24 protein-coding genes and 1 tRNA gene are annotated in these 23220 nt (G+C 40.4%); 19 read left to right on the forward strand and 6 right to left on the reverse strand.

All coding sequences use genetic code 11. The features are described from left to right. Window positions 1–226: 226 nt before the first annotated feature. The 7 genes from JJQ88_RS13185 (at window position 227) to JJQ88_RS13215 (ending at window position 6710) form a co-directional block, all read left to right on the forward strand. On the forward strand, window positions 227–1474 hold the full coding sequence (locus JJQ88_RS13185; protein WP_210366483.1) for an MFS transporter: 1248 nt from the start codon (window positions 227–229) through the stop codon (window positions 1472–1474). Window positions 1475–2035: 561 nt separating this feature from the next. Further along, window positions 2036–2926: an aldo/keto reductase gene (locus JJQ88_RS13190; RefSeq protein ID WP_210366485.1), complete on the forward strand. Its 891-nt coding sequence runs from the start codon at window positions 2036–2038 to the stop codon at window positions 2924–2926. Window positions 2927–3189: 263 nt separating this feature from the next. Then, window positions 3190–3768, forward strand: coding sequence for a glycerol-3-phosphate acyltransferase (locus tag JJQ88_RS13195; RefSeq protein WP_210366487.1), 579 nt, complete (start codon window positions 3190–3192; stop codon window positions 3766–3768). A 97-nt stretch (window positions 3769–3865) separates the two neighbouring features. Continuing rightward, complete coding sequence (locus JJQ88_RS13200) at window positions 3866–4132, forward strand: phage holin (protein WP_210366489.1); 267 nt, start codon at window positions 3866–3868, stop codon at window positions 4130–4132. A gap of 390 nt (window positions 4133–4522) precedes the next feature. Further along, on the forward strand, window positions 4523–5530 hold the full coding sequence (locus tag JJQ88_RS13205; RefSeq protein WP_210366491.1) for an NAD(P)H-dependent flavin oxidoreductase: 1008 nt from the start codon (window positions 4523–4525) through the stop codon (window positions 5528–5530). A gap of 121 nt (window positions 5531–5651) precedes the next feature. Further along, on the forward strand, window positions 5652–6200 hold the full coding sequence (locus JJQ88_RS13210; RefSeq protein WP_210366493.1) for an MEDS domain-containing protein: 549 nt from the start codon (window positions 5652–5654) through the stop codon (window positions 6198–6200). Between the two features lie 309 nt (window positions 6201–6509). Further along, window positions 6510–6710: a cold-shock protein gene (locus JJQ88_RS13215; protein ID WP_210366494.1), complete on the forward strand. Its 201-nt coding sequence runs from the start codon at window positions 6510–6512 to the stop codon at window positions 6708–6710. A 57-nt stretch (window positions 6711–6767) separates the two neighbouring features. Here the strand turns inward: JJQ88_RS13215 and JJQ88_RS13220 are convergent, their stop codons facing one another. Beyond that, entirely contained in the window at window positions 6768–7280 is a 513-nt protein-coding gene (locus tag JJQ88_RS13220; protein ID WP_210366496.1) for a MerR family transcriptional regulator, read from the reverse strand. Between the two features lie 427 nt (window positions 7281–7707). Here JJQ88_RS13220 and JJQ88_RS13225 point away from each other — a divergent pair, with 427 nt between their 5' ends. The 3 genes from JJQ88_RS13225 (at window position 7708) to JJQ88_RS13235 (ending at window position 11021) form a co-directional block, all read left to right on the forward strand. Beyond that, a complete protein-coding gene (locus JJQ88_RS13225) occupies window positions 7708–8310 on the forward strand; it encodes a YdcF family protein (RefSeq protein WP_210366497.1) in 603 nt (200 codons plus the stop codon). Window positions 8311–9467: 1157 nt separating this feature from the next. After that, the gene (locus JJQ88_RS13230; protein WP_210366498.1) at window positions 9468–10382 is read left to right on the forward strand and encodes a DUF1002 domain-containing protein; all 915 of its coding nucleotides are present in this window, start codon (window positions 9468–9470) and stop codon (window positions 10380–10382) included. Between the two features lie 132 nt (window positions 10383–10514). Next, complete coding sequence (locus JJQ88_RS13235) at window positions 10515–11021, forward strand: GNAT family N-acetyltransferase (RefSeq protein ID WP_210366499.1); 507 nt, start codon at window positions 10515–10517, stop codon at window positions 11019–11021. Window positions 11022–11065: 44 nt separating this feature from the next. Here the strand turns inward: JJQ88_RS13235 and JJQ88_RS13240 are convergent, their stop codons facing one another. Continuing rightward, complete coding sequence (locus JJQ88_RS13240; protein WP_210366501.1) at window positions 11066–11629, reverse strand: GNAT family N-acetyltransferase; 564 nt, start codon at window positions 11627–11629, stop codon at window positions 11066–11068. A 630-nt stretch (window positions 11630–12259) separates the two neighbouring features. Here JJQ88_RS13240 and JJQ88_RS13245 point away from each other — a divergent pair. The 4 genes from JJQ88_RS13245 to JJQ88_RS13260 all read left to right on the forward strand — a co-directional run bounded on the left by JJQ88_RS13245 (window position 12260) and on the right by JJQ88_RS13260 (window position 14263). Further along, window positions 12260–12418 carry a hypothetical protein gene (locus JJQ88_RS13245; RefSeq protein WP_210366502.1) on the forward strand — a complete coding sequence of 53 codons (159 nt, stop codon included), beginning with the start codon at window positions 12260–12262 and terminating at the stop codon, window positions 12416–12418. A gap of 189 nt (window positions 12419–12607) precedes the next feature. Continuing rightward, window positions 12608–13084, forward strand: a complete 477-nt coding sequence (locus JJQ88_RS13250; RefSeq protein WP_210366504.1) for an STAS domain-containing protein — start codon at window positions 12608–12610, stop codon at window positions 13082–13084. Window positions 13085–13135: 51 nt separating this feature from the next. Next, the gene (locus JJQ88_RS13255) at window positions 13136–13606 is read left to right on the forward strand and encodes a GNAT family N-acetyltransferase (protein WP_210366506.1); all 471 of its coding nucleotides are present in this window, start codon (window positions 13136–13138) and stop codon (window positions 13604–13606) included. A 150-nt stretch (window positions 13607–13756) separates the two neighbouring features. Beyond that, window positions 13757–14263, forward strand: coding sequence for a hypothetical protein (locus JJQ88_RS13260; RefSeq protein WP_210366507.1), 507 nt, complete (start codon window positions 13757–13759; stop codon window positions 14261–14263). Window positions 14264–14298: 35 nt separating this feature from the next. Here the strand turns inward: JJQ88_RS13260 and JJQ88_RS13265 are convergent, their stop codons facing one another. Next, window positions 14299–16395 carry a peptidoglycan D,D-transpeptidase FtsI family protein gene (locus JJQ88_RS13265; protein ID WP_210366511.1) on the reverse strand — a complete coding sequence of 699 codons (2097 nt, stop codon included), beginning with the start codon at window positions 16393–16395 and terminating at the stop codon, window positions 14299–14301. A 317-nt stretch (window positions 16396–16712) separates the two neighbouring features. Next, window positions 16713–17591 carry a VanW family protein gene (locus JJQ88_RS13270; RefSeq protein ID WP_210366512.1) on the reverse strand — a complete coding sequence of 293 codons (879 nt, stop codon included), beginning with the start codon at window positions 17589–17591 and terminating at the stop codon, window positions 16713–16715. 584 nt (window positions 17592–18175) lie between these two features. Here JJQ88_RS13270 and JJQ88_RS13275 point away from each other — a divergent pair. The 4 genes from JJQ88_RS13275 (at window position 18176) to JJQ88_RS13290 (ending at window position 21212) form a co-directional block, all read left to right on the forward strand. After that, window positions 18176–18697, forward strand: coding sequence for an RNA polymerase sigma factor (locus JJQ88_RS13275; RefSeq protein WP_246861160.1), 522 nt, complete (start codon window positions 18176–18178; stop codon window positions 18695–18697). Window positions 18698–18722: 25 nt separating this feature from the next. Further along, the gene (locus tag JJQ88_RS13280) at window positions 18723–19412 is read left to right on the forward strand and encodes an ABC transporter ATP-binding protein (RefSeq protein ID WP_210366513.1); all 690 of its coding nucleotides are present in this window, start codon (window positions 18723–18725) and stop codon (window positions 19410–19412) included. Further along, window positions 19409–20761: an ABC transporter permease gene (locus JJQ88_RS13285; protein WP_210366515.1), complete on the forward strand. Its 1353-nt coding sequence runs from the start codon at window positions 19409–19411 to the stop codon at window positions 20759–20761. The genes JJQ88_RS13280 and JJQ88_RS13285 overlap by 4 nt, the downstream gene beginning before the upstream one ends. 103 nt (window positions 20762–20864) lie before the next feature. Next, window positions 20865–21212 (forward strand): hypothetical protein, encoded by a 348-nt coding sequence (locus tag JJQ88_RS13290; protein WP_210366517.1) that lies wholly within the window; start codon window positions 20865–20867, stop codon window positions 21210–21212. Window positions 21213–21503: 291 nt separating this feature from the next. Here JJQ88_RS13290 and JJQ88_RS13295 read toward each other — a convergent pair whose 3' ends face one another. Both JJQ88_RS13295 and JJQ88_RS13300 read right to left on the reverse strand, forming a co-directional pair. After that, window positions 21504–22148, reverse strand: a complete 645-nt coding sequence (locus tag JJQ88_RS13295; RefSeq protein ID WP_210366518.1) for a phosphatase PAP2 family protein — start codon at window positions 22146–22148, stop codon at window positions 21504–21506. 200 nt (window positions 22149–22348) lie between these two features. After that, window positions 22349–22422: transfer RNA gene (locus JJQ88_RS13300), tRNA-Arg, on the reverse strand. Window positions 22423–22695: 273 nt separating this feature from the next. Here JJQ88_RS13300 and JJQ88_RS13305 point away from each other — a divergent pair. Beyond that, window positions 22696–23169 (forward strand): GNAT family N-acetyltransferase, encoded by a 474-nt coding sequence (locus JJQ88_RS13305; RefSeq protein WP_349237138.1) that lies wholly within the window; start codon window positions 22696–22698, stop codon window positions 23167–23169. The last annotated feature ends 51 nt before the right edge of the window (window positions 23170–23220 follow it).

Here is a 23220-nt window from a genome sequence, read left to right on the forward strand (position 1 = left end):
TTGTTTTTAGGGATGAAGGGGATGGAGAATGATTAATTTCCTGATATCCCTATTGACAATGTCCATTGCGCGTGGTGAAACCAGGAGTATTTCAAATCTCGCCTTTCGATTTTTAGATTCATCCTTCATTGAAATATCTTATTGCCACTTGATATCAGAAAGAGTAAAATAAGATGGATATTTCGATATCCAAAATAAATTCGCCAATCCAAAGGAAGAGGGATTTATGCAAAAACCTTCCGAAGTCCTGCAATGGAACGAAAGGAACAGTGTCATAAACGGTGTTGCTTCCACCGTTGTCTTAAGCATGAGCAATAATTACTTTGCGTTATTTGCAATCAGTGTCCTTGGTGCCACGAATTATCAGGTCGGACTGATCAGTTCACTTCCGCAAATTGTCGGGATGTTCGCTATGATTATCGGAACATTTATCATGGCTGGTCTCAAGGAAAAGAAGAAATTTACCAGTTATTCGATTCTATTCACTCGAATCTTCCTATTAGGGATGTTCATTGTTGTTTACCTGCCTCCGGAATTGCGGGCATGGACGTTTGTCATCCTCGTTGGCTTGATGAATTTGCCCGGTTCATTCGCGATGCTAAGCTGGCAATCATTCATTGGCGACTTGATTCCTGACAATAGAAGGAGCGGATTTTTCAGTGAACGGAACAGGATCCTGACACTTGCAGGGATGGTAACGACTTTGTTGATTGGCGTTACTTTGCAGCTTTTTGATAAATCGAATCCGCATCCTTACCAGGCATTATTCATCCTTGCCTTTGGATTTGGCATTCTGGAAGCATTCTTTTTAAATAGACATATAGAGCCCAAGAAAGAGAATAATATCGAAAAAAGGAAATTCAGCGCTGGCTGGGACGTATACCGTCATAAGCCTTTCATTTACTTTCTGATCTGTGGTTTGTTCTTCAATTTTGCTTGGCAAATGGCATGGCCGCTCTTTAATATATATAATATCAAATATGCTCATATGACCGGTTTCTGGATCAGTATCATCACTGTTGCGAACCAGATTGGACAAATCATCAGTTTCAAATGGTGGGGAAGGATGGCTGATCGGCACAGCAATGCCAAAATGCTTGCTATCACTGCAATTGGTATGGCAACAGCGCCTTTCCTGACAATGCTATCCACCAATATGATGTACCTGACGCTTGTAAACCTATCTTCGGGACTATTCGTATCTGGAACAGTTTTGCTCTTATTCAATCAACTCCTGGAAGTGACAAAAGAACGGAACCGGGGAAGCTACATCGCCCAGTATAATATTTTGCTGGCAATTGTAGGGTTCATCGCACCGCAATTAGGTGTATTCTTGCTTGAACTAAGTTCAATTGAGACAGCGATGAATATTTCATCTGTCCTCCGGGCACTGAGCGGTGCCGGATTCCTTTTATTCTTTTACTTTATGAAAAAGCAGCAGAGGCATACTCCGCAAATTGTGGTACAACGATAAAAACAGCCAGTCTATACCGGCTATTCAGACTGTCGACAAAAAGGGTCCGGAATGTACTCATTCCGGACCCTTTTTGAATTTTCTCGGTTTTAGGCATATAACAGACTTCCCCTCAGTCATTTCAACACGATTTTAGGACGACTTTTTCATGTCCAATTGGGCCTCTTTTTCAGATTCAGGGCAGTGAAAGTAAGCATCGCCAGCATGGATGATTTTTAATGTCCCCGAAAGGTTGTTCAGATGCTTCCATCTAGTGATCAAGTGATCCTGGGGAATAAGCTCCCATGCTTCCATTTCAAAGTGATTTAGAATTAGAGTGTTCCAAAAGCATCTTCATTATCTCTAGTGATATGTGTATCTATTTTAAGATAGATGGATGTTCCTGATAAACTATTAGAAAAGCCTGTTGATTGGAGTAAACGGAGCCTGAATCCTCGAAAATTCGAGCGCATTTTCTGCGTTCGTGGGTGAATTCACAAAACCTCATTCAGTATCCTCTGTTACCTCATACTCTGTTATAATCTTAACTGCTTAGAAGAAATTCAAACTGGGGTGATGAATGTGGCTAAAGCATTTGAAAAGAGAACGATTGCAAGTATGAAAGAGGAGGTTACATTTATTGGATTTGGCGCCTTGTCGATTGGGCGTGACTGGGGCATTGCCGATAAGGGACGTCCAGATGAAAAGGAAGCGGGTAAGGTACTGAACTCTGTACTTGACCTCGGTATCAATCTTGTTGATACTGCCAGCGCCTATCATCGAAGCGAGGAACGGATTGGAAAATTCATTTCAAGCCGCCGGAAGCAATATATCCTTGCATCAAAGTGCGGGGAACATAATGATGAACCGGGAACCTATTACGATTTTTCTTATAAAGCAATCCGTGAATCCATTGACCGGAGCTTGGCATTGTTAAAGACGGACACCATTGACCTGATGCAAATCCATTTTGGCCCTGATCCTGAAAAGGTAATCGCTGAAGGGGAGACAGTCAGGGCGATGAAAGAGGCCCAAAAGGAAGGGAAAATCCGTTACCTCGGTGCATCGATTGACGGGTCCCTTGCAAAAAAGTGTATTTTGTCCGGTGATTTTGACGTAATGCAAATGGAATACCATTTATTGAACCAGGAAAACGAAGAGAACATAAAGCTATGCAATGAACAAGGATTGGGAGTGTTCATCCGGACTGGCCTTGGACGGGGCCTGCTGACTTCAAGAGCATTGCAAGCAGAGCTGAAGCCTGCAAAACTTAAAAAAATGCTTGAACTCGTCAATAATGATGGCGACGTTCTCACGTCTCTTGCCTTGAACTTCCTTCATGAAAACAAAGGCATCAGTTCCGTATTGATCGGCACAAAAAATATCAAGCATTTGGAAAAAAACATTGAGCTGCTCGAAAAACAATTCGATCCAAATTTGTTGAAGAAAGCAATCGAAATCGGCAAAGAGTAATGCATTTTCCCGGCTTGTAGTAACAGCCGGGATTTTTAGTGTGGATATGACCAAAAAGCATTTTTGATATTAGGCTTCTTTAGTAGGTTGCAAGAGCGGATTTTTGCAAAGGTTTGAAATTGAAAATTTCTTGAAGGTGAGAATGTCTATATAAAACAGCTTCGCGGGCAGTAAGAAACGTAATGAAAAGTTTATAGAGGTATGATGAACTAAAGCATCGAATAAGATTATTGTAAAATGAAAATGGACAGGTTGTGAACCTTATGAATTTATTCCTTTATTTCACTTGCGCCTATCTAGTTGGCAGTCTGATGGCAGGTTATTTTGTTGTAAAATATTTAGGCAAAAAGGATCTTCGCCTGGAAGGCAGCGGGAATGTTGGCGCTAGGAATGCAGGAAGGGTGCATGGAAAAGCTTCCTTTATCCTGACCTTTCTTGGAGATGCGATGAAAGGAGCGTTTATAGTGTTAGCGGGAAAATATATCGGTTTTACTCCAGAAATAATCTTGACTGGATTGGCCTTCACGATTTTCGGCCATTTAAAACCGATTACCCTGAACTTTAAAGGAGGGATGGGGATCTCCACCTTCATAGGCGGGATGATTGCTTTCGATCCATCTCTAGCTGCGGTGATTGCAATCACTTTTATCGTTCTATATCCCTTCCTTAAAAGTTTCACCTTCGCTGGATTGGGCTCTTTCCTCGCGATTCCTTTTGCTCTTTACCTTAAAGGAGCCTCTCCTTTGATTTTGATGATAACAGTCTTTTTTATCATGATTATCCTATTTGTCCATCGCATGGATATAAAGCAACGATTGGACATAAGAGCGGCAAGAAAATAATTATTTTTTACACAGATGGGACAAAGGCGGACAAACAATTTCCAGTCATGAATATTGTATAGTAAGATAGTACATTTACTGGAAAGGAAAGATTTAAATGGTAAACTGGAGCGTGAGATTAAAGAATAAAACCTGGGTACTGGCCTTTCTTTCACAAGTTATGATTGTTGCCCAGATCATATTGGAGGGTCTGAATGCAATCGGTTTGACTTCCTACCAGCTGACAGCTCAGATCCAAAATGACGTCCTGTTGTTCGCTAATGGCGTTTTTGTAGTCCTATCCATGCTTGGTATCATCCAGGATCCGACTACGAAAGGATTGGGGGACAGTGATCGAGCTCTTCGTTATAAGGAACCTGTATAATGAGGGAATGTTTGATGGTCATACATTTTGAGGTAAAGAATTGAATAGGATACATTATCCATTGAAGGGAGAACCTCGGAATGCTGAAGCTCATCACCGTTTCCATTATAGCTTTTATTTGCCTTTTGGTTTTAATAGAGGAGGCCAGCCTGTTTATCTGGCGAAGGTACTTAAGCAATCACAAAGAAGCTGGTGAACCAAAGATGGAAAGATTGAAATCGTTGTACTTGAATCATTTTAAAAAAAAGCAGAAGGAACCCTTCGCTGACTGAGGGGTTCTTTTTTTTACTATAATTTTCTCCCTGTTTTTATTGAAATTAAATTTAGATTAACTTAAGATGGAAGAAGATGATTCAGAAAATTTAGAAATGTATTAAGGAGTCGATTTTTATGAAGAGAACTATCCCTGAATATTGGTGGAATAATCTGAGAATACCGGCCATAGCGGCCCCGATGTTCCTCGTCTCAGGGCCTGATCTTGTATCTGCCTGCTGTTTGAATGGGGTGATAGGCTCATTCCCGGCACCGAACGCAAGGCCGATCGAGGTACTCGATGAGTGGATGGGAAGACTGAACAAAAGCTTAAAGGAAGCAAAAGAAAAAGAGCCAGATCGCAAAATCGCACCTTGGGCGATGAATATGGTAGTCCACAGTACATATAGCCGGTTGGATCAAGAATTGGAATTGCTGGAAAAACACCAGCCACAGCTTGTCATTACTTCATTGGGAAGTCCCAAAAGGGTAGTTGATATTGTCCATGGATATGGCGGCCTTGTTTTTTCGGATGTTAGCGATGTGAAATTCGCAAAAAAAGCGGTGGAAGCTGGTATAGATGGCCTCATTCTTGTCGCCAATGGAGCCGGGGGACATGCCGGAGAGCTTAACAGCTTAGCATTTGTTGAGTCAGTAAGGACTTTTTGGGATGGAATCATTGTCCTCGCCGGTTCGATATCGACTGGGAAAGGAATTCTTGCGGCACAGGCGGCAGGAGCAGACCTCTCCTATATGGGAACAAGATTCATTGTTGCAACAGAAAGCATGGCAAGGGAAGAGTACAGGCAGATGGTTGTTGATGCTGACCAGGATGATTTGATATTGACCGATGCATTTTCCGGGGTCAAAGCAAACATGCTGAAACCAAGCATCATCAAAGCAGGGCTTGACCCTGAGCAACTTGTGAAAAAAGATAATATCAATTTTGATGGAATGCAAAAAGAAACAAACGCGAAAGCCTGGAAGGATATTTGGTCTGCTGGACAGGGGGTTGGGGCTATAAATAAAATTGAACCTGCAGCAGACATTATCAGCCAACTGGAAAAGGAATACCAGGAAGCCCTTTCTTCTGTAAACCAGAAAGCAAAAATGCTAAATTCCAGTGTATTAAATACTGAGGCTTAGTCAAATGGTTGAACGATCCAGTCCGCTGTGATGGTTGATGGTTTGGATTAAAGATTCAGAGGCATTCCACCATTGTTAAGTTTTCATTGTTTGCCTGGGAATCCAAAGGAGACTGATAACAATGCAATCAAAAATCGCTGAATTGCTAAGAACAGTCAAAGATTCCGGCGCACATATATTTTACTCGTTCAGTGATGAAGAAAAGTATATCCATAATGCGTTGACGTATCTGACGGTCGCCATTGAACAGGGAAATCATATCATGCTCATCGAGAATGACCGGTTGATGCCGCTTATCGAAAAAAGTTTCCCTTCAACGTTCGGAAAGGAGCACATAGAGCGGATTCATAAAATGAATAATTATGATTTCTATTGTTATCGCAGGAATTTCAATAAGGATACGGTTTTAAGCTACCTAAAAGAGATGATCGCACCTTATCTGGAAAATAATATCCAAATTCTCACTTGGGCACATGTCGAATGGCGGGATCAAGAAGATATCTTCAGAACGATTGGTAAATATGAAAAAGAAGTGGAAAATTTGCTCCGACAAACAAACCTGATCAACATTTGCAGCTATGATTCAAATAGGATACCTGACTCTTTAATGGAAGCATTGATGGACAGCCATGATTATTTTATGACTGATGATTCCCTCAAGAAAATTTAAGGTAACTTTTATGCATTCCAGCAATCCCTTGCTGCCTTGAAAGTAGTGCTGCGAATTAAGGCTCTGCCTCCTTGTCAGAAGTCAGTGGGATTACTCAAAGCAGGAGCCATTTGATTACTAAGGGATATAACCTTTTGATTTTCCTGAACTCATAGCGAAAAATCCATATAGGAGAAAGGAATGGATAAAACGATTCTTCGTTATAGCTGAGAAAAGTATCCTTTTTGCAGTTTAAAAAGTTTTTTGCTGGCAATAATAAACACGCAAGGTTAAATTGCAATTTTTTTAAATCGCTAGGAGGCAACAATAGTGGAACGTGGTAGAGTAAAATGGTTTAACAGTGAAAAAGGCTTTGGATTCATTGAACGAGAGGATGGAGATGATGTTTTTGTCCATTTCTCAGCAATCCAGGGTGAAGGCTACAAGTCTTTAGACGAGGGACAGGAAGTTACTTTTGATGTTGAGGAAGGCCAACGCGGCCCACAAGCATCAAACGTACAGAAACTCTAACTAAGGATGACAAAACAGACTCGCTTCTCCGAGTCTGTTTTTTTGTGAAAGAACTTTTTAGAATCCGAAAAGAGAACTGATGATCTTCCATTTCTTTAATTTAGCCTCAGGCGGGAACTCCCTGCCTTTTTCTATATTTTGCAGCGGTTCCTTATGAACTGCTACCTCTTCCATTCCCATGATCACTTCGTTAAGCCTTGATACCTCATTGTGCAGGTCCTCTATCTCCCTCCGATGCTGTAAAATCTGGTAGGAGACAACGTCATCCGCTTTCCCGTTAACCTTTTTCTCAAGCTCCTCGATTCGTTGGATAACCTTCTGGAAATTCAGATCGTTTGCACCAGTCAAAACTGCAGCCTGCCTGGACTTCTTGCCTTTGAGCTTTAAATCCTGCAATAACACCCCGTTATTCAATTGGTTTTGGATGTCTTTTAAAATCTCGATGCTCTCTTCCGAAAATTGATAATGCCCCAATTCTGTCCGGTCCATTTGAAGGTTTGCCTGTTTCACCCATCGCTGGATTGTGCTGGGTGAAACGCCAAGCATCTTGGCTACTGTGCCAGTGTTCATTCATGATCCCTCCTTGTGAAGGAAAGACTTCTCCGTTGCAACCCTGAATCCTCCAAGCCTGACAAAACTAGTTTCTATTCGTCAAAGAAAGTGGATTTCATGCAATTTTTTTCGTCTGGACTTTAGAAAAGTTATATCCTATTATGGAAAACAAAGGTAAAATTAAAGGGGGAAAACGCCATAGGCTAACGAAATAGTTTTCGATTCATCTTCGGTAACTCAAGTGGGTAAGACACAGCGGCTCGGACGCCATTCCATCTTCAGACTGACTGGCGAACCAAGCCGATCTATGGATATCTGATGCATGGGACATACCTGGATATTGACATTTTTTAACACGACGCGCGTATTTCCAAAGGAAATCATTCACTTTCAAGAACAAGTTTACCGAAATGTTTTTAAATAAATGGGTAAGGGTGCAAAAATCATGAAGCTGAAACAGTTGAGACTAAGAAAACCTGTCATCTTGTTCATTATTTTGGGGGCGATCTACATTAGTTTCCTGCAATACAAAATGGTTCATCATGGTAATATAAAACCTGAGCCGAATGCTGATTTCCTCATTGTCCTTGGCGCCAGGGTTAAGGGGACCGTTCCTTCACTTGCATTGAAATACCGTATCGATTACGCTGCTGAATATTTAAAAGCAAATAAGAGAACCATCGCAATCGCTTCAGGAGGAAAAGGACCAGGCGAAGAAATCAGTGAAGCAGAATCGATAAAAAGGGAATTGGTGGCTCAAGGAATTGAGGAAACGAGAATCTTATTGGAGGATCAATCGACAGACACCTATGAAAATATCAGGTTTTCCAGGAATCTCATTCCAGGGGAAGAAACAACTGGGTTATTGGTAACAAATGATTTTCACGTTTTCAGAGCAAAGCTGATTGCAAAGGATGAGGACCTTGAATTAGGTGGCCTGCCTGCAAAAACTCCGATCCAGGCAGTATTGAAATCATACACAAGGGAATATCTTGCATTGACCAAGTATTTTATCATCTATGCTTTTAATCAAGAGGTGAATGGATGAACGGAGTTTCTTTAATCCTTCACTCCATTGCCTGGTCGACGATCATCATTCTGGCGTGGAAACAATCTCGAAAGCAGCAAGATAAACCGGTCATTTGGAAAATGATCGCAGTCCTTTTGGTTGGCCTCTTCTCTTTTTCAATCCCTTTAATACTATTGGATACGCATGAAAATTTAGCCATCCTTCCTCTCGGAGTATGGGTATTGTTCATCTTATATTCAAGAAGGAACAGGAGCAAAAGCTGGAGCAAGTATCGTAAGTTCGCGTGGCTTGGTTTCATGGTATATCGAAGGTTTGGAAAATCAATCCGGAGGAACCTGCGGAACATTTCATTTTTTGGAACATCCATGCAGATAATGACTTGGAGTCATTGAATTTTTATTTATTGAGAGATGGAGGATATTCTGTTAACGAGGGAAACACAACATATCAGCCAATAATCCAGCTTTAGTACAAAGGCATGGTTGATAACAGACCATCCTGTGGATTTACGAAAATTTCAAAAGAATGGCGTGCAAGGGATATCAATATCAATTAATACCTCTCCGTTATTAATTGATACCTTCCATCATCAACTATTCAATACGGCTGGGGTTCCTTTGACAGAAATGGTTCGAATAAGTATCCATCGTATCCTGATGTAAGCGGTTATGGGGAATGAGGCGCATTACTGAATACCTTATCTTCATCTAAACTCCAGACTTGGATTGAGCTTTGGCGGTGAACAATCATAAAAGCTGAATGGTAAAGAGTCACCCAGATTCGCTCGCTTTTAAATAAGTAATAAAAACAAAATAAGAGTCCCACAAAATAGTTTTTCTATTTGGGTTGAAACTTTTCAAACGAAAAAATCGTATTATTTTACGAGTTCCCAATTTGAGAGACTCATAAAGATCCGAATGCAGATTGTGGTAGTTAACAGACAACAAAATGAGGAGTTTAAGGTTTATAGGAGGTAAACAATCATTTGGGTAGCAGTAATATATTCCAAGCTGCCATGTTTCGCAGCTTAGACAAGAGGAAACCCTGCTGAACGTCATTAATGGCTGCTGCATCATGAGAGAGAGGTATGAATGTAAAATTGATGCCAGATTGATATTTTGTTATGATACGAGCAGCAAGGAACTATCTTATTAAGCAAAGGAGAAGCATGCGTGATGTTTAAAAGTTTAATGAAATTCACAGTGATTTTTGCCGTTGTTTCGCTAACGATTGGTTTCCATTCTGCCGCGATGGCTTCGACAGGCAATGATGAGGATAGCATCAACGAAAAATTCGGCCTGCCGATCGTAGTATATGGAGAGGCATTATCTTCTAGCCAAAAAGATGAGGTTCGAAAATTGCTGGAAGTCGATGATCCTTCAAAGGTAAAGGAAATCATCGTTACAGGTAAAGATCTTGTCACTTATATTGATGGAGATGCCCATTCAAATATGTATTCCTCAGCAAAAATAACCAGAAAGGACACTGGAGAAGGACTTGTCATCAATCAGGTCACTCCCGAGAACATAACAGAAGTGACGGATGAAATGTATGCCAATGCACTGCTTACAGCAGGAATCGAGAATGCAGTCGTGGATGTTGCTTCGCCTGTGAAGGTCAGCGGCCATTCTGCTTTGGTCGGTATTTACAAGGCATATGATGAAGGAAAAGGTACATCGCTGAACAAAGATCGGACGGAGGTTGCCAACCAGGAGTTGAATTTGGCGACGGACCTTGCGAAAAAGGAAGGCCTGGATAAAGAGAAAGTCAGTGAGCTACTGACTGAAATCAAGAAAGAAATTGCGGAACAAAACCCTGCAACTAAAGAAGAAATCGAGCAAATCATTGACGATAAGCTTAAGACACTCGAAATCAAATTGAGTCCAGAGGATCGCCAGCTTTTGATTGACCTTTTCAATAGGATGCGCGACCTGAATATCAATTTTGAAAATGTCCAATCGCAGCTCGAAGACCTATCGAATGACATCCAAAAAAGAATTAAAGAAACTGTTGGCGATAAAGGTTTCTTAGAGTCAGTTTCAAATTTTTTCAAGGAACTGATAGAAACCATTAAAAGCATTTTTTCCTGAGCAGAGGCAATGACTCTGCTTTTTTGATTCATTTCTTTTAGACTAGAAGGTTGTTGCCGAAGGCAATGGGAAATTCAAAAACAACAAGATTTCCTTGAAGAATAAAAAGTTGGGAACAGAGGGAGGTTCATGATGATCATTCGAAAGGCATATGAAAAAGACGCTGAAAATCTAGCTATTTTAATCAGAGAAGTAGAGTCAACATCGAACAATATGCTCTATGGCCCGGGAGAAAGACCATTCAATCCAGAAAACCAGCGTCAAATGATCCGGAATTTCAAGGAGGATAGACATTCGGCTATTTTCCTGGCAGCAGAGGGACAGCAATTAATAGGCTATCTACTTGCCAAAGGAAACAATGCACCGCGCAATCAGCATTCATGTTACATAGTAGTGGGGGTATCAGAAAATCATAGAGGAAAGGGAGTCGGTACCAAACTTTTTATGGAACTCCTTGATTGGGCAACTGAACAGGGAATCCATAGACTCGAACTGACTGTTCTTGCTTCCAATGATGCAGGAATAGCTCTTTATGAAAAAATCGGGTTCAAAATCGAAGGGACCAAGATCGATTCGTTACTAATTGACGGACGCTACATGGACGAATATTATATGTCTTTGATTTTGCCAAGAACATGAAACGGAAATCTTCTGTAAAAGACAGCACGCCATGAAGCGTGCTGTCATACTTGGTTTAAATTGTCCCATTCTTCACGCAGCAAACCCATTTTTACAGAATCATAATATTTTCCGTTATAGAGACGGCACTTTCTGATTCTCGCTTCTTCTACCATTCCTAGTTTTCTTCCTACCGAAATCATCCTTGAATTGCCTGACCAAGTGGTAAAACCGATTCGATGGATCGGGAAGGTTTCAAATAGGTGCTTGATCCATACCTTCAGGGCATCTGTTCCATACCCGCCATTCCAATATTCAGGTAGGTAAATGACAATGCCAACTTCCAGCCATTTAGAAGTTTCATGTTCCCAATAGTAGGTCACCATCCCAATGATCTGTTCATTGGTTTTAATTAAATACTTGCGATTATATCCCCGCTGGATCATGTTTTTCATTTGTTCCTTGAATTTATCCAAGGCTACTTTTTTCAAGGGGAAGTAGGGAGAGTCCCACTTTTTCCATTCAGGATGTTCATCTTTGTATATAAGTTCCCACCAGGCATCCAGGTCTTCTTCCCTTATCTTGGCCAATGTTACTAAATCACCTGGCAATGTAGACGGCGATTCCATTTTCGTACCTCCTTAGTTGGTTTAGGAGAATACCTAACTTATTCTCTATATGTCCATTATATCCTGCATGAATAAGAATGGAAAAAAGACATAAAAAAAAGACGCTTCTTGTTGCGTCTTTTAGTTCATCGCTTCATCATCTATGAAATCATCTTTTTTAACAGCGAAAAAATTCAATCCAGCCGCGATTGCGAAAGCCCCTCCGAGTAATGCGAAAGTCGTAATCATTATGTAATCGCTCCTGTCATAATTTGTTTGTTAATTACATCATTCCCGTTAAGAATAGAGTTAAAACCACTTATCATCAAAAAGGCCAATTTCTACTCTGGATAGAGTTGTAACATACGTATGAGATTTTGGGTATGGAAGCAGTTTTTTCCTGTAGTATATCCTCTGGGATGCCATGTTTTTGTTGAAGAAGGAACGGATCGTCGTTTAATCTCCAGCATGGCAGCTTGAGAAGGCACATATGCGGGAATGCTATGAAGTGTTGTTGGTTAAAATTTATATTATACTAATCTTACTCAATAGACATGCAACGATAGCATGCGAATTAAAACCAATTGAACCATAATAGGAACAAAAATAAACCTATATCCTTTATAATTCCAGGCACTAGGAGGATGGAAATTGGATAGTACAAAACAACTATATGAATTTTTATTGGCCCATGCCCAATACATGACAGATGCCTGGCTCCAACTCCGTGAAGATGATGGATCTATTTATAATATTAACGCCCCAAGGCATGTGGTAAATGAACTTATAGAACACAGAACCAGGAATTAATTAAAATAGTTTCAAAGTCATTGGTTGACGAGACGGATTACACCCGGTGGGCATCGGAAGTCGGAGCAATGCGGGCCAAATCACATACACAACTGTCGAATATGTTAAAGAATTTCAAGAATTTCAGGTCTGTTTTTATGAATTATATCATCAAGTTTGCTGAAGAAAACAGATCTTCACCAGGTGATATTGGAAATTGGATCAAGCGGATTACCGATTACCTATACATTCGACCATATAATCGAACTTACATCAATCCAATTCCAAAGGGTCCATAAAGAGTATTTGGAATCCCAGCGGGAAATGGTACTCGAATTAAGCAGCCCGGTTATTCCGATTTTCTCAGGAATCGGAATTCTTCCGCTGGTTGGATCTATCGATACCTACAGAGCAAAAGTCATCAGGGAAAAAGCATGGGAACAATCCTCCAAACTTAACCTTCAATACCTGATCATCGATCTTTCAGGCGTCCCGATTGTCGATACAATGGTTGCCAATGAACTTTTCCAGGTTTTTAAAGCCCTTTCTTTGTTAGAGATTCATTCTTCGTTGACAGGCATCAGCCCGGCCATTGCGCAGACTTCAGTCCAATTGGGGCTCGACTTCAGCAAAATACCAACTTATGCAAACCTGAACCAGGCATTGACAAAGATAAAAGACCGCTAAAATTGCAGCAAAAGAGGACAATTTGTCCTCTTTTTTTAGGGGAGAACTACGATGGAGCTAAGAGCTTGTCCAATGACAAAAGAGCTTGCCGAGGACATACTGTGTTGGGAATATCCGCCCCCTTATGACTTGTATAACAATGAATATACAGAGGATGCTTTAAAAGAACTGATGGAAAATCTCTACGAAGCAATCCTGGACGGGAACGGAACATTAACTGGTTTTTATTGCCTTGGCGACGCTGCAATAGTACCTGCGGGGATAACGCTGGGACTTTACAGAGAACCTGCTGTTGACATAGGAATAGGAATGAATCCTGCGTTAACAGGTAAGGGGAACAGGAAAATCTTTTTCTCCTTTATCCTCGATGTGGTAATGAAAACTTTTTTGCGGACAGCTTTCCGGCTTACTGCTGCTGCATTCAATGAAAGGGCGATTAAATTGTATATGAATGCTGGATTTCAAAAAGCTGACGTATTTAATCATGATGGGGAAACGTTCATTATCATGTTAAAGTATTAGAATGTTATAACTTCATTGTATTATTGCAAGTGGGGACTTTTTGATAAAAAGTAATGAAATAATTTGAAAATGTTAAATTATCCCTATATAATGTAAAATGCTGTGAGATAATTTTGCAGTGATAGATAGAGTAAGAAAGGGAGAAGAGAGATGAAAAAAAGATGGATCTTACTTACAGCTTTGATGATGGCCATCGGTCTTACGGCCTGTTCCGGTCAGAAAGAAGCTGAGCCAGAGAAGAAAGAAACAGAAGAAGCAGGGAAAGAAGCTGCCTCCAATCCAAAGAAAGCCATGTATAAATTTTATATGAGCCTTGTCAATGGCATTAATGAAGCAGACGCGGATCTTAATGCGTATCTATCAGAAGAACAGCCGACAGCTGAAATGAAAACAGCTGCCAGCGAATCAGCATCAGCAGTTGCTTCCAAGGTTGAAAGCCTTGAAATCCCAACAGAATTAAAAGATCAAAAAGCCGACCTTGAAGCAGCATTGAAGGACATCGCTGGTTCTTATAAGGCGAAAGCAGAGGAGCTTAAGAAAGACACTCCTTCAATGGAAGCAGCGGACGCAACCTTTACACAGGGTGAGGAAAAGCTTGGGACAGCATTTGAAAGTATTGATATGAAAAAACCAAGTCTCGCAAAAGAAGTGAATTAAAAGAAAAGCTGTGCCGACTAATTGGCACAGCTTTCTTATTGGTCCGATGAATTAGTTTTGTTGTGAAAATCCTTTTTGCTTCCTTTTTTCATTTTGAAATAAGTGTCCATCACAGCCCTGCCGATTTTTAAATTCGCGCGATGATCGACTTTTCCCTGATAAGCCCAGGGCACCATTACAGCCATCGCTACTTCGGGGTTATTTGAAGGGGCGTAACCGACAAGGCTCAAATTCATGGTAGAAGGGGGCATACTGTATTTATACCTCTCCGGTCCATCATAAAAAGCCTCAGCCGTCCCTGTTTTCCCCGCAGGGGAGTAGGGGGCATTCCCGAAGAAACGGTAGGCTGTTCCGCCTTCTTCCTGCATGACCTTTCTGAATCCTAAATGGACCCGGTCAAGCCATTGCTGCTGTATGCCAATTTCATTCAGTACTATAGGGGAAAAAGACTTATATACAGGTCCAAGCTGGCCGTTTTCTGTCTGCGGCTCCCTTATTTCCATGACGATCCGCGGCTGTATCCGATAGCCTCCATTCGCAATTGTTGAGATGTACTGTGCCAACTGCATGGTGGAATATGTATCATATTGGCCGATTGCTAGGTCGAGCAATTTACCAACAGGCTCATTCGGACCCTTTGCGCCCGTTTGCTCATTAGGAAGATCGATTCCTGTACGGATTCCTAGTCCAAATGAAGCGAAAGATTTCCGCATTTTATTCCAAACCTCTGGATCAAGATTAAGAGGCTGCTTGTATCGATAGACTCCTTTCCCGATTCTGATTGCTGTGTGGAACATATAGACGTTTGATGATTTTTTCAGGGCGTTGACATCATTCAAGACACCAAGATAACTATATGATTTCTTGACCGGTGTTCCTTTGATTTCGACTGGCCGATCATCGATCCATGTGGCAGAATTGATGGCTTCATATTTGTAGCCAGTAAGAACGGTGGCCCCTTTTACGACGGAACCGACGTTGAAAGTATTGCTGATGTTTCCAAGAGCATCGTCAACGAGTTCCAATCCACCGGTTTTCTTATCTTTTACAAACCGCTTTCCAGCCATCGCCAATACTTCCCCAGTGTTTGGATCCATCAATACAACATACGCCCTGTCCAATAACCCTGTACCCGAAGACCTTTTTGCTGCCCTTAATTCAGTTTCAATAATATCTTCAACTGCAATTTGAAGATCCATATCGATAGATAATACTAGGTCTTTGCCTCGTTGTCCTTTGGAGACAACCTTTTTTTCTAATAAATTTCCAGCTTTGTCGGTGATATTGACAATTTTTTCCTTTTTTCCCGAAAGGACATCCTCATACGCGGATTCCAGATAGCTTTTTCCAACCCGGTCATTTCTCATATAACCTCTCGACATGAAATAATCGATTCTATCAGCAGGAAGTCCTTCATTAGCTGTCGTGACCCTTCCCAGAACGGGCCTAAATCGATCTTTATACTTATAGTCCCTGTCCCAATCATTGGTTGCATTCACACCTGGCAATATATCAAGGTTTTCGTTTACCCGGGCGAATTCCTTGTCTGTCACACCTACGTTCTTGATGATTTGCGGCGTGAACATATACCCGCTATTCATGATGCGGAAAATGGCGAGATCTTCAAGATCCTGTTTAGAAAGGGAGGAAAGATCCTTATTGGTTATTCTTTTCAGTTGGATTTTATAAAGGTCTTTATTCTTCAGCTTTTCTTCCTTGAAAAGTTGCATCTCCTCTTGAGTCAGCAAAGCCGTTGCTTTTTCAGGGTTCTTAATGATCCAATAGTCCTTTTTGTCCCTTTCCGTTACCTTATCTGTCTTTTGCTCAATTATACTGGCGAGGTTCGCAGCAACTGCCAGCATCTCCTTTTGTGAAGCCCCCTCATTTGTATAAGTGATGGCATTGAGAGGCAGGTTATCAACTATCACCTTTAAATTACGGTCAAACATTTTTCCGCGGGGAACCGGATTATTGACCGTAACGTCCTCTTTCCTTTCGACTTCCCGCTTATAATCCTCCCCATGGACAATCTGGACAATACCAAGCCGCAAGACAAGCAGGGAAAACAACAGAAAGACGAAAAAAAATAAAACATTTATCCTTATCGAAATTTGATTTTTCTTCTTTGCCATATTTCACCTCCAAAAACCAAATGGCAAAACCATGTATTACCATTATTGTAAGGAAGGAGTCCTATGTATGTAAAGGATTATTTTGCCAACCACTGTGGAGATATCTTTTTGAATCATTCAACTCAGCAGCGGAGGAGATGCCAAGAGGGCAGGGGGAGTGCATCAGAAAATCCATGCAATATCCTCCTTGAATACTGGATTATGGTGATACAGTTTGAATTACTCGATTAATGCTATGGCAGACAAATAAAAAGAGGAATACCATAAGCGGTTTTCCCCCGCCGCTCTAGATATTCTCCTCAGGTACCGCCATGCTGTTAGGACATTCCAGGTACCTTTCTTTTTTCAACATTGATGTCTTCCGAAGAATAGAGCAAAACAACCATTTGGCCGTGAAAAGATTTTGCTCTGATCAATATTGGCTGGTTATAGATATTTTTAAAAGAAAAGTCGGGACCTTGCCAGCTGACCGTTGCATCCCGGCCAGGGGGCACATATGGAACTTGTTTGCTGTGTGAATAGCGCTCTACTATTTTCATTCCGGACCTGTCTGCCGCATTGAAAAGTGTTGAGGATACTTGGCAGATGCCGCCGCCAATGCCTTCAGAGAGTTCTCCTCTTACGATTACTGGCGCAGGTTTATATCCTTTGGAAGCAGTCCTCTTGCCAACAACTTCATTGAAGGAAAAAGTTTCGCCAGGAAATAAAACGTAATTATTGATGGCTTCCGTCGCAAGATCGATATTGTGGGAACGTTCTTTATTTCCGCTATTATAGAACGTAATATAATGACCGATTAATTTTGTGCTGATGTTGGCGATGACTTCACTGTCTACTTTTGGATAAACGGGAATCGTCGGGATCCTCAATTCAGTGGGACCATGTTCAAAGAATGCAGAAGCAAGTGACTTTTTCAATTCAGGTTTGTCAATCACATACCCGACCACTTCGGGAATGATATTTCCTCGTTCATCCAACATAGCATTTACCGGTTCTTTTTTCACTTCTAATGCAAGCTTTTCAACCATGGAATCAAGAAGCCGATGATTCATGACGGGAAAATCGAGGAAGGGAATATTGAAGTCTGAGCGATTAACCACCTTAACTTGTTCATTATCCACGTTCAGGACAATTTCATTTTCCTGAGGAATCGTTCCGTTTGCAAAAATCAATCCTATAATCAGCAGAAATTTCAATGTCTTCACCTCTCAAATTATTATGGATAAAGAAACCCTATTTAATGTTGATTATGAAATGGTTATTTTATGAAAAAGAAAAATACTCAACCGCTTTCAGCCAGGAAATTGCATTTAGGGGTAGGCTTTCTCTTTAATCGATGCCTTAAACACAATAAACTTTATCTCACTCAGAAAAGATCTTCACACACTCAGTCAATATGGCTTTAAAGACATTAAGAGTAAATAAGAGGAAAAATACGGGAAAATTTTAATTGTTAAGGCATTTCTTCATGTCATAATAAGTGTAATATTACACTTAATTAACACTTTTACAACCTTTCATGACTTCCTTGATAACCACCAATATGATTCAAACCTTCTTTATAACTTCTAATTCTTAATTTTTCTTAAGAAATTATTAAGGAAATACATACTAACTTTTTAGAATGGATTGACATATAGTTAATTTACATTCAGCTGTTCGAACGATACATAATTACCACAAAAGAGGATGGACTTCCTTATTATCGAAAGACCCACATTTGAGGTAACCAGATAATAATTTAGTGAGGAGTCCAGAATGATGCAAGGGGAGAATGAAAATGGCTTACATTGATTTTGATGAGCTGTATAACCTTTATTCGAAAAGGCTCAATTACGTTGCTTACAGCATAACCAAGGACCGTTATCTAGCAGAGGATATTGTGCAGGAAACATTTATTAAAGCATATAAGAAAATCGACACAATTGAAAATACGGAAAAAATCGGCTCCTGGCTTGCGGCGATAGCCGGACGTACGGCTATTGATTATTTGAGGGCCGAAAAAAGAAAAAAAGCGATCCCTTCTGATCAAACTTTGATGGAACAAATGTTCAGTAATGAGGACACTAGCCCTTCAATTGAAAAAGAAGTGGAAATCATCCTTTTTAAAGAGGAAATCCAGGATTTTCTCTATACGCTAACTCTAGATTATCAGCAGGTACTTGTACTTAGGGCGCAATACGGCTTAAAGGAGGAAGAAATCGCTTCCCAGTTGAATCTGAAATCCGGAACTGTGAAAACAAGGCTTCATAGGGCTAGGAAACAGCTGAGGAAAGTGATGATGCAAAAACCCTCTGCCTAAAAAGTTCTTTAAAAGGAGATAAAACATGATAAAAGTCAAAAACTTGAGCCACGATTTCGAAATTGGGAAAAAAGGAAACAAGACAATTATCCCGGTGCTTAGGGATATTACATTTGATGTGAACCAAGGAGAAATCGTAACAATAGTTGGACGGAGCGGTTCCGGGAAATCAACGTTATTGAATCTTGTAAGTGGATTTATAAGGCCAAAGGCAGGCAAGATTTATATAAACGGAATCGATACCTCGACTTTCAACGAATCAAAATTTGCTGATTTCCGTATCAGGCACTTAGGATTCATCTTTCAAAGCTTCCAATTGATACCGAGCATGACTGCTTTCCAGAATATTGAACTTCCGCTGATTCTTAAGGGGATTAGTGAAAGTGAGAGGAAAGTGATGGCGAACGACATGCTCAATAAGGTAGGGTTATCCGAATATGGCGGCCATTATCCAAGTGAGCTGTCAGGTGGCCAACAACAACGCGTAAGTATCGCTAGGGCTCTGATTGTGAATCCGCCAATAATCCTTGCAGATGAACCAACTGGCAGCCTGGATACAGAAACAGAAGAAGATTTACTGAACTTCATCATTCATTTGAATAAAGAGCTTGGCATTACTTTCCTTATCATTACACATGATGAAAAGGTCGCCAGAATCGGTCACCGGACAATCGAGTTACGTGATGGCCGTGTTTTCTGGGAGGTGCCAGCATGAAACTGAAGGATCAATTCATATTCGTCAAGCAAAATATGAAAAAGAACAGGACAAGGGTATTCATGACGATCCTTGCCACTGCAATGAGTGTAGCTTTTTTGATTGTCCTTGCATCAGTTGGATTTGGCTTACATAGATCCATCATCAAAGAAACGATGGAACGCAGGATTGTCACGGAAATTGAAGTTCATGGAAAAGAAGATGAAAAGACTGGTGAATACGTAAGGCTTACTGATAAAGATGTCAAGGTGTTTGAAAAGCTAGAGAACGTCAAGGCTGTCACCAGGAGGAAAGCGTTAGGACAAAATGGGCTGTATGAAATAGATGGTTATCAAACCAACGCAGAAACTTTGGTTGCCCACATGCCTTCAGAAGTAAAAGCAGGCATGGAATTGTCCGAGGGAAGGATACCAAATAAGGAAAACGAAGTAGTTGTCGGTTACCATTTTAGCAAGGAATTAAGATCAAAAGATGCACAGGAAGGGGATATCTATAATGAAAAAGGCGAAATAAAGGAAGAATTCCGATATAAAGGCAGTTTGCTTGGAAAAAAAATCACCTATAACGCGATAAAGCTAGAAAATGGAAAAGAGGTATACAAGCCGATAGAGGTGAAAATTGTTGGGATCCGGAAGAAACCGACAAAGGAATGGCTATTTGATAATACTGTTTTTGCCTCGGAGTCATTCTTGAAAATGATTGAGGAGTATGCTGGAACACCTCGTGGAGTGCCAGAAGATCCGAATACAAATTCTTCGTCTGACCCTGAAACTAATATAGGTGATTATGACCAGGTTAGAGTATATGCAAAAAACCTGGAAGCAGTCCAGGCGGTTACCAAGGAACTGGAAGCAAAAAAATATGGAACGTATTCTGTTGTAAACGAATTGAAGGAAATTAACATTATGTTCACGATCATAAAAGTTGGCTTGATTTTTATTGGAACGATTGCGATTATTATAGCGTCTATCGGTATTTACAACACGATGACAATGGCTATTACCGAAAGGGCTCCTGATATAGGAATCATGAAAGCAATTGGAGCAAATCCAAAAACCATCAAGAGCATTTTCCTTTTGGAAAGCAGTTATATAGGATTGGTCGGCGCAGCGATTGGAACAATTATTGCCTATGTGATCAGCTTTGTCGTAAACTTTGGTTTCCCATTGATCATTAAACAAGCATTTGGTGAAAATCCCCCGGAAGAACTAATTTTCAGCCATATTCCATTTACCCTGCCTTTGATCAGTTTCATTATCTGTTACGTTGTTACGATCATATCCGGTTACCGGCCAGCGCAACGGGCAACGAAAGTAGATGTACTCCAAGCGATGAGAAGGGAAGTATGACCAAAGAACAGAGCCGAATATGCTTTTTCTCCTTTATAGTATAGATTTTCCTTTATAGGAAGAATCTAATGTTAACTACTTTCGTATTAAGGGGGAAATCGTTTTGGCGGTCTTTTGCATACAGACATTCGAATTGAAACAGGAAAAATTCGCAGAAGGGATGAAAAATCTGCGAATGATCCAGCGTTTTAGGAATGAACGATACCAGCACCGAGTCGAATTATTATCGCCGATTTCAGGAGCTGACCATTCGTACAACCTGATAGCAATTTATGAAGGACTAGCAGAGATGGAACTGCAAAATAAAAAGATGTTCGAGGATGAAGAATACAAAAAACTAATAGGAGAATTCTTCTTGGAGAACATCGTCCAAGGCAGCATGCATACCCAGCTGTACAGAACAATGAATGAATTAAAAAGTGACACCGACCCGAAAGACAAGGATAACTGAACAATTCCACCACCGGCTCATTCAAGAGCCGGTTTTTCTTAAGCAATGGGCAGCCGATCATTGTGTTCGATATCCTCGCTGCTCTTATTTGGGACGATCCAGCTCCATCGTTCCCTTTTTTCTCATCCAAGCATCCGTTTGGGCACTATCCGGCTCCAATCGTTCCCGTTTGCCTCATGATCAGTTCCACAAATGTTTTATTCTATAAAAGAATTAGGAATTGAAAAAGGGCCGGAATGAGAGGATTCCGAACCCTTTTTCAGATAATATGCAATTGATTGCCCTAAATGTTTAATCTTTTATATATAGGGTTTTTGTTTTCTCTGTCACAAATACCTTCAAGACATCAAAAACAATTCCATAAATAAATGAAGTTAACAATACTGAAGCAAACATATCAAGAATGTAATGCTGTTTTACGAAAAGGGTAGAGATGATGATCAATGTACCCATGACTGGTACAAATAATCGATGGAATAGATGTTTATCACGGATATTTATATTCCCCAGTATAATGGCAAAAGTCGTCAAAACATGGATGCTTGGAAAAGCATTGAATGGCCGGTCGTGATTATAAATCATTTGTACCAAATCAATCAGGATTCCGCCTTCTGGCAGATCTGGACGGTGGACGGTGGTTTGGAAAAAGAAATAAATGACAAAACACACAAGCTCACCAAATACTATGACACTGAGTGTTTTTAGATAAACGCCAGTATCCTTATACCAAAAATAAAACAAATAGCCCAGTATAAATGCATACCAAATGATATAGGGCAAGATAAACACTGGCAGGAAAGGAATGGTGGCATCTATTTCAGTCGAAAGGACCACTGCATCTCGAGGGTTATCATTCAAGATTTTATATATCAGTCCAAGTACTGGCATCACCAGCAAAAATAATAAATAGGGTAAATCTTTTAATTTCGCTTTCATCGCAATCCCCTCTAACTTACTTAGTAGTGGTACTTATACCACACTGCAACCATTCTAATCGCAATCCGGAAGTAAAACTGATTCAAACGTGCTGGAACTCAACGATTTCACAACTATATAGACGAATAAAGGGGGATTTTAGTTCCAATTTCCTAATAAAAAAGAAGCCCTTCAAAATAGACAAGGCTTCTTCTCCTAAGCGTCCCAGGAGAGATTCGAACTCCCGACCTACAGTTTAGGAAACTGTTGCTCTATCCTACTGAGCTACTGAGACATAATATATATATCGCCTTATTATTTGGCGACTACGTTATTATAAAACGAATCCAAAATTTTTTCAAGCGTATTTTTAATGGAAATTATAAAAATCTGGTTTTGAACCCTCGGATTAGAGTGACTTCCACTTGTTTGTTGATATGGAATAATAAAATTTTTACAAGAAGAAAAAAAGGGATTTGCAAGGATCTTTAGCAAAGGAAATTAGGAAAGGGATTCATTTTGAATTAGGAGGACATATGGATTTCCCAATTTTAATACACAGAGGCTGATTTTAAGAGGAATCAATGAAAGTGATGCAGAGGATTTGTTTATCAACTTTTCTAACAAGAAACTGATGGCGTACTACGGTTCTGAACGAATGGAAAACCTCGAGGAGGCACGCGGTCTCATTCATGCTTTCAAAGATAATTTCAATGAAGAAAAGGGAGTCAGATGGGGAATTCAATTAAAAGGCGATCGCAGGTTGATTGGGACCATTGGTTTCCATGCGTGGTCAACAAAACACAAGAGAGCGGAAATAGGCTATGAACTTCATCCGGATTTCTGGGGGAGGGGTTACGCGAGAGAGGCGGCTGAAGCTGCGTTGGCATATGCGTTTGCAAAAATGGGACTTGAAAGAATGGGCGCAGTCGTATTCTTTGAAAACAATTCTTCTTATCGGATATTGGAAAATATCGGTTTCAAAAGGGAGGGGATTTTAAGAAAATCTATCATCCAGCATGGAGTTTCGTACGACACTTAGATCTATTCATATATAAAAGAGGAAAGATGATGTTGCATCTTTCCTTTTTCC

The sequence above is a fragment of the Bacillus sp. REN3 genome, from assembly GCF_017912555.1.
Classification (GTDB): domain Bacteria; phylum Bacillota; class Bacilli; order Bacillales; family Cytobacillaceae; genus Mesobacillus.

What these genes read in the sequence shown, in the direction of transcription:
- JJQ88_RS13185 (WP_210366483.1), top strand. Translation starts at nt 227, where the DNA reads ATGCAAAAACCTTCCGAAGTCCTGCAATGGAACGAAAGGAACAGTGTC.
- JJQ88_RS13195 (WP_210366487.1), top strand. Translation starts at nt 3,190, where the DNA reads ATGAATTTATTCCTTTATTTCACTTGCGCCTATCTAGTTGGCAGTCTG.
- JJQ88_RS13200 (WP_210366489.1), top strand. Translation starts at nt 3,866, where the DNA reads ATGGTAAACTGGAGCGTGAGATTAAAGAATAAAACCTGGGTACTGGCC.
- JJQ88_RS13205 (WP_210366491.1), top strand. Translation starts at nt 4,523, where the DNA reads ATGAAGAGAACTATCCCTGAATATTGGTGGAATAATCTGAGAATACCG.
- JJQ88_RS13210 (WP_210366493.1), top strand. Translation starts at nt 5,652, where the DNA reads ATGCAATCAAAAATCGCTGAATTGCTAAGAACAGTCAAAGATTCCGGC.
- JJQ88_RS13220 (WP_210366496.1), bottom strand. Translation starts at nt 7,280, where the DNA reads ATGAACACTGGCACAGTAGCCAAGATGCTTGGCGTTTCACCCAGCACA.
- JJQ88_RS13225 (WP_210366497.1), top strand. Translation starts at nt 7,708, where the DNA reads ATGAAGCTGAAACAGTTGAGACTAAGAAAACCTGTCATCTTGTTCATT.
- JJQ88_RS13230 (WP_210366498.1), top strand. Translation starts at nt 9,468, where the DNA reads ATGTTTAAAAGTTTAATGAAATTCACAGTGATTTTTGCCGTTGTTTCG.
- JJQ88_RS13235 (WP_210366499.1), top strand. Translation starts at nt 10,515, where the DNA reads ATGATCATTCGAAAGGCATATGAAAAAGACGCTGAAAATCTAGCTATT.
- JJQ88_RS13240 (WP_210366501.1), bottom strand. Translation starts at nt 11,629, where the DNA reads ATGGAATCGCCGTCTACATTGCCAGGTGATTTAGTAACATTGGCCAAG.
- JJQ88_RS13255 (WP_210366506.1), top strand. Translation starts at nt 13,136, where the DNA reads ATGGAGCTAAGAGCTTGTCCAATGACAAAAGAGCTTGCCGAGGACATA.
- JJQ88_RS13260 (WP_210366507.1), top strand. Translation starts at nt 13,757, where the DNA reads ATGAAAAAAAGATGGATCTTACTTACAGCTTTGATGATGGCCATCGGT.
- JJQ88_RS13265 (WP_210366511.1), bottom strand. Translation starts at nt 16,395, where the DNA reads ATGGCAAAGAAGAAAAATCAAATTTCGATAAGGATAAATGTTTTATTT.
- JJQ88_RS13275 (WP_246861160.1), top strand. Translation starts at nt 18,176, where the DNA reads ATGGCTTACATTGATTTTGATGAGCTGTATAACCTTTATTCGAAAAGG.
- JJQ88_RS13280 (WP_210366513.1), top strand. Translation starts at nt 18,723, where the DNA reads ATGATAAAAGTCAAAAACTTGAGCCACGATTTCGAAATTGGGAAAAAA.
- JJQ88_RS13285 (WP_210366515.1), top strand. Translation starts at nt 19,409, where the DNA reads ATGAAACTGAAGGATCAATTCATATTCGTCAAGCAAAATATGAAAAAG.
- JJQ88_RS13295 (WP_210366518.1), bottom strand. Translation starts at nt 22,148, where the DNA reads ATGAAAGCGAAATTAAAAGATTTACCCTATTTATTATTTTTGCTGGTG.